Source organism: Acinetobacter sp. SwsAc2, from assembly GCF_013391465.1.
Classification (GTDB): domain Bacteria; phylum Pseudomonadota; class Gammaproteobacteria; order Pseudomonadales; family Moraxellaceae; genus Acinetobacter; species Acinetobacter johnsonii.
Window position 1 is genome coordinate 92,971 of sequence record NZ_JACBEZ010000009.1, and the last position, 6,047, is coordinate 99,017.

Sequence of the window (6,047 nt, forward strand, 5' to 3'; positions counted from 1 at the left end):
CAACCCTTAGATCAAGTAAGGATCAAAAATATGAGAGATAACAATACTAAATTTTTAGTTAAGTTTCTAGGAGCGACAATGGAAGCTATGAACTTAAAACCAGAAAGTTTTGTGAAAATATTCTGGAATCTTGCATTAATTGCTATAGCTCTAATGGCGACAAGAACACTTTTAAATATAATTTCATTTTATGTAGGCCTACCTCAATGATGGAAAAACAATCTAAAAATAAGGAATTACGTACTTGGACTTATGTTGTCATATCCTACGTTTTAATTGGAATTTTGATTACTCAAGCTGCACCAATCCTTTTAGCACTTTCTAACCTTATCCAAGTTCTTAAATAAAGCCCTTTGTAAGAGGGGATCATACAAAAGCTAAATCAAGCTTTGTACAAAGTGCATTGCTTTAATTGGCGCATGAATACATTTGACACCGAACGCTTCGAGCTAACATTTGATAACCGAGTAAAGGCAAAGTTCCTTTACTGGATGGGTTGGCGTATCAGCAGCATTGCGGAATACCTACAGGAAAATGAAAAAACCGTTCATTCATGGAAAGCCCGTGACGAATGGGACAAAGAAGCACCTGAAGGAATTGCTGCACAGGCACTCGAAGCCCGTTTGTGTACCTTGTATTTGCTCGAGAAAAAAACACCAGGGGATTTCAAAGAAATCGACCTATTAGAACGTCAAAAAGACAAATATAGCCGACGCGAAAAATACCTCAGTGATGGCGGTAATGAAGCCGACATCAATCCCAAAATTCAAAACCGTAATGCCAAACCGAAAAAGATGCCTAAGCGAAACTTGATTACGCAGGCCATGATTGAAAAGGTTCAGGCAGATTTTGATGAGGGATTATTTGACTATCAACGTACTTGGTTCAAAGCCAAAAATCAGCGCTCACGCAATATCTTAAAAAGTCGTCAAATTGGCGCGACGTATTACTTTGGGCGAGAAGCTTTCGTTGATGCGATCACAGGCGGAGGTAATCAGATTTTTCTTTCTGCTTCCAAAGCACAGGCACACGTTTTTAAATCCTATATTAAGTCCTTTGCTGCTGAGTCGATTGATCTTGATCTACAGGGCGATCCAATCGTCCTGAACTTTGAAGAAGGTCCACCTTCAGAACTAATATTTTTAGGTACCAATGCCAAAACAGCTCAGGGCTTCCACGGCAATTTTTACTTCGATGAATACTTTTGGGTACATGGTTTTCAGACCTTACAGAAAGTTGCCTCTGGTATGGCTATGCACAAACGCTGGCGCAAAACCTATTTCTCTACGCCATCATCAAAAAGCCACGAAGCTTTTAACTTTTGGACAGGGGAAATCTTTAACAAGGGCAGACCTAAAGATAAACGACTGAATATTGATGTCAGCCATGAAGCCTTAAAAGATGGTCGACTCTGTGAAGACAAAATTTGGCGACAGATTGTCACTATTTTAGATGCTGAACGCGGCGGTTGTGACCTATTCGATATTGATGAATTACGCTTTGAGTATTCGGCAGAAAGTTTTGCCAACTTGCTCATGTGTATGTTCATGGATGATGGACATTCGGTCTTTCCACTTTCAGTTATGCAGCCGTGCATGGTGGACTCATGGGTACTGTGGGACAGAGACTTTAAACCTTTAGCCCTTCGGCCATTTGGTTATCAGGAAGTATGGGTCGGTTATGACCCTGCTGAATCGGGTGACACAGCGGGTTTAGTGGTGATTGCACCACCATCGATTAATTATTCAAAATTCCGCCTACTGGAACGTCATCAATTTAAAGGTATGGACTTTCAGGCGCAGGCGGCTTACATCAAAAAAGTTTGTGAAAACTACCGTGTGACCTACATTGGTTTAGACACCACAGGCATGGGGACAGGGGTTGCCCAATTGGTACGCCAGTTCTTCCCAGCACTAACCACTTTTAGCTATTCGGTAGAGGTTAAAACAATGTTGGTACTGAAAGCCATGGATGTGGTTCATCAAGGTCGTTTTGAGTTTGATGCAGGCTGGACCGATGTCGCACAAAGCTTTATGGCCATCAAAAAGACCATGACAGGCTCAGGTCGCCAATTCACTTTTGAAGCTACACGTTCAGAAGAAGTAGGGCATGCCGACCTTGCTTGGGCGTGCATGCATGTCTTTGCAAATGAACCACTGGAAGGGCGTAACGTCCACAATACTGCTGCAATGGAAATATTCTAATGTCTGAAACTCAAAACTTGCCTGCTGTGGCGCAAAACAATGCGATTCAAGCCTTTACCTTTGGTGACCCTGAACCTGTCATGAATACGCATGATTACATGAGTATGTTTCAGGTGTATTGGAATGGGACTTACTATGAGCCGCCAGTGAGTCTTGAGGGCTTGGCAAAGTCTTTCCGTTCTACACCTTATTTGTCGACCGCTATTATTTATAAGCGCAATCAGTTGGTTTCTGCATTTAAGCCGAATAAGTTGATGTCTTCCAAAGCCTTTGAGCAGTTGGTCATGGACTTTTTGGTGTTTGGTATGGGCTATGTGGAAGCAGTAAAGAGTCGTTCAAACCAAGTGGTGCAGGTGACTACGCCTTTGGCCAAATACATGCGACGTAAACAAGACCCGAAAGAATTTTTAATGATTACAGAAAACTGGAAGTACCACCATTTTGAGCGTGATTCAGTTTTTCAGGTACGTGAGTGCGATATAAATCAGGAAGTGTATGGCACACCTGAATATTTGGCAGCTTTGCAGTCTGCTTGGTTAAATGAGTCTGCGACTTTGTTCCGTCGTAAGTACTATAACAATGGTTCTCATGCTGGGTTTATTTTGTACCTGACCGATCCGCAGCAGAATGAAGACGATGTAAATAATTTACGTCAGGCACTTAAAGACAGTAAAGGACCAGGGAACTTTAGAAATCTGTTTTTGTACTCACCCAGTGGTAAGCCCGATGGTATTAAGTTAATACCCGTGTCGGAAGTGGCAGCGAAGGATGAGTTTGCACATATTAAGTCTATTACTCGGGATGACATATTGGCGGCTATGCGTACACCACCTCAGTTACTAGGCATTATTCCCAATAATACGGGTGGTTTTGGCTCTATTACGGAAGCGCAAGAAGTTCATTGGAATGCGGAGATAGAACCTCTCATGCAAAGAATTGCAAACCCGATTAATGAGTGGTTGGGTTTAAATGTGATACAATTTTCTAAATTAGGTGTAAAAAAATAAGAAATGTCATTTCGGCAATTGTGGGTACTTAGATACTCTGGTATAATCCATGAACTACATGGCGATTATTTAGATAATCGCCATGTAGTTCATGGAGTTTTTCTTTTTTTAGATAGATAAGAAATAGTATAAGTTTTGTAAAAACAATTGAACAAAAAATGCTACTTAGATACTATGCTTGGAAGTTCTTAAGAACTTCCAAGCATAGTATCTTATATGCCCATCATTTATTAAAAAAGGAGGTCTGTTATGAACACTATGGTAGTACCTCGTCCAGCCGAAAAACGTACCAACCGTCGTGAAATGTCACCAGAACGTTTAGCTACGTTAGTAAATACTGCTGAACAAGCAGCTCAACGTGGTACAGAACGTATGGAAAAAGTGAGACAGTCTGTTAGTCTTCGAGGCTAAGATTGTCTCAATTTGTATTTGCATATCACTCAAAATTTAATAATGACTCAGATTTCAAAGAAGTTTTTGAGGAGTTTTGCTATTACAAAGAAAATAGTGAACCTCATGAACACCCATCACCTAGACGTCATGCACAAGAAACCTACGAAAGTTTATCTCCTTTGTTTGGGCGTGATCGTTTCGATAAAAAATACCCTGAAGCTAGTAATCAGAATATTCAACACTTGCACGTAAAGCAACCTCATTCTAAGTGGGACTTTCTTGATGGTTCTGCGAAAACCCAATGGGAATGCACCAGCGATAGCTATTTAGTTTATTCTTATTTCGAGCATAACGGTATACATCATTATTTTGTGCTTGAGTTTTATAAATCAGAAAGTCATGCTCAATATGAGCAGGATGTTCAAATTTTTATTCATGAAGCAGAGCAGTACCGATTGACTCAAATTAATTTGACTGCCTAAATCACTTAAAAATATTAATTAAAAATAGATAGATACTGCGTATCAAATTATACTTGTGGCTTGAATCGACTTGCTTGCTAATAATTTGATATGAACCAACTTGATAAAAAAGACAATGCTGATTTAGACAAAATTGATAGAGATATCAATTTCCATCGAATCATGGTTTTTCTGATTCTTATTACAGCTATATTTTTTTATATGATTTTTATTAATCTTAAAGTTACTGAATCTGCTCAAAGTTGGGGACCAGTAGGCGATTTCTTTGGGGGCATTCTTAACCCAATTTTTGCATTATTTGCCTTTTACTGGCTGACATATTCAGTTCGACTACAAATTAAAGAGTTAAAAGAAACACGAGTAGAGTTGGCTAAAGCGACTAAAGCTCAAGAAGAGTCAGCAAAACATCAAGAAGAAATTGCTAGGCTTGAAAGTGAAAACGTAAAAACTCAAGTTGAGATTTTAGAGTTAAATAAAGATACATTGAAGAGTCAGCAAGATGCAGCAATTGCACAACAACAACAAATTGCACTTCAAAATTTTGAAAGCCTTTTTTTCCAGTTGTTAAAAGCAAAAACTGATATTACGAATGATATTAGATATTTTAGAACAGCTAAAGGACATCAGGAAGCAGAATTATTTGTTGGAAAAGAAGCCATAAAATATGGTATAGAAGGATTCAAACAATCTCAAACCTCTATGGCTTGGGAAGAATACTATCGGCATAACCTCTTAGATTACATGGGTAGTTATTTTCGAATTTGCTATCAAATTACAAAATTAATTGATAATACAGATGATCTTAATGGTCATACTGATACTGAACACTACTCTAAAAAGAGAAAAGAATATTTTGATATCTTTAGAGCAACATTGACACAATATGAGCTTGAAGTATTTTTCTTTAATTGCTTAGGGAAATATGGCAAGGATAATTTTAAGAGTTTAGTTGAAAAATATGGGATATTTGAACATATTCTTTTTGAAAACAATGTTTATGATCATAAGGCTATAAATAAAATATCTAGATTCGCGTATAAATATAATGGAATTGCTTTCGAAGATAGTGATGCATATAAATCTTATTTTGATGAGTTAAGTCGAATTAAATTTGGTTTGAGTGAGAAGGATTTTAATAGTATTTGTATAAAACTAAAAGATGTAAAGTTCATTTTAAATTTAAACTCAATTAGAGTTGCTGCATCAATTAATTCACTAATTTCTTGGAAGATGAATGAATTAATTTTCACGGAAAATAACATTGAAATTATTAAGGAAAAATCTATTTCATATTATAAAAAAATTAATGAAATTAAAGATTATGAGGGGTATATAAAAGAGTATAAGAGTATGATTGAGTATGTTGAAAATTATTTTAAGGTGGAGGGAAGAGAGCCAGTATATTATGAAAAAGTTAGATGTAATTCAGCTTCAATTTACTCACTATCTGATTTGGATTCAAGTATAGACGTTTGCAAAGAACATATCGAGCAAAAAAATAACTACTTAGGAATGATTGATTCATTCTTGGAGGAGCTTAGAAAAAATGAATATACGGAAACCGTACTAACAGTTATTAAATACAACATTGATTACTTAGAATATTGTAAATATATGAATAACAATGAAGAAAAACAACAAAAGAAAAGTGCCTAAGAGGCACTTTTCTTTTGCTAAAATCGAAGTTTTACCCCTCAATCATATGCACATACTTATACCACTCATCCATTAGATCATTTGATTGATTTTCAGTAGGGTAGTAATGGTTTTTGCAATCTTTATAGTGGCGATATTTAGAATTTATTGACTCAGCAGGTGATAAATTTTGATACTCAAAGAGGTGGTCCCACTTGTTTGAACAACTAAAAGCGTATTTATAAGTGATATTCCGCTCTAGTTAAGCCACCTTGTTTTGTTGGGGTAGCTGATCATAGTAAAACTCATTTGGTGTCATTTTGTCT

General features: G+C 37.0%; 6 protein-coding genes. All 6 read left to right on the forward strand.

The window, feature by feature from the left end:
- The first annotated feature begins 30 nt into the window (after positions 1-30).
- The 6 genes from HYI04_RS06190 (at position 31) to HYI04_RS06215 (ending at position 5,742) form a co-directional block, all read left to right on the forward strand.
- Positions 31-210, forward strand: coding sequence for a hypothetical protein (locus HYI04_RS06190; protein WP_029574996.1), 180 nt, complete (start codon positions 31-33; stop codon positions 208-210).
- 209 nt (positions 211-419) lie between these two features.
- On the forward strand, positions 420-2,204 hold the full coding sequence (locus HYI04_RS06195; RefSeq protein ID WP_058952066.1) for a terminase large subunit domain-containing protein: 1,785 nt from the start codon (positions 420-422) through the stop codon (positions 2,202-2,204).
- Complete coding sequence (locus tag HYI04_RS06200; protein ID WP_010326516.1) at positions 2,204-3,211, forward strand: phage portal protein; 1,008 nt, start codon at positions 2,204-2,206, stop codon at positions 3,209-3,211. Before HYI04_RS06195 ends, HYI04_RS06200 begins: the two co-directional genes overlap by 1 nt.
- Before the next feature lie 249 nt (positions 3,212-3,460).
- On the forward strand, positions 3,461-3,622 hold the full coding sequence (locus HYI04_RS06205; protein WP_155115399.1) for a hypothetical protein: 162 nt from the start codon (positions 3,461-3,463) through the stop codon (positions 3,620-3,622).
- 2 nt (positions 3,623-3,624) lie between these two features.
- A complete protein-coding gene (locus tag HYI04_RS06210; protein WP_010326517.1) occupies positions 3,625-4,086 on the forward strand; it encodes a type II toxin-antitoxin system YafO family toxin in 462 nt (153 codons plus the stop codon).
- A gap of 90 nt (positions 4,087-4,176) precedes the next feature.
- Complete coding sequence (locus HYI04_RS06215; RefSeq protein ID WP_010326518.1) at positions 4,177-5,742, forward strand: putative phage abortive infection protein; 1,566 nt, start codon at positions 4,177-4,179, stop codon at positions 5,740-5,742.
- The last annotated feature ends 305 nt before the right edge of the window (positions 5,743-6,047 follow it).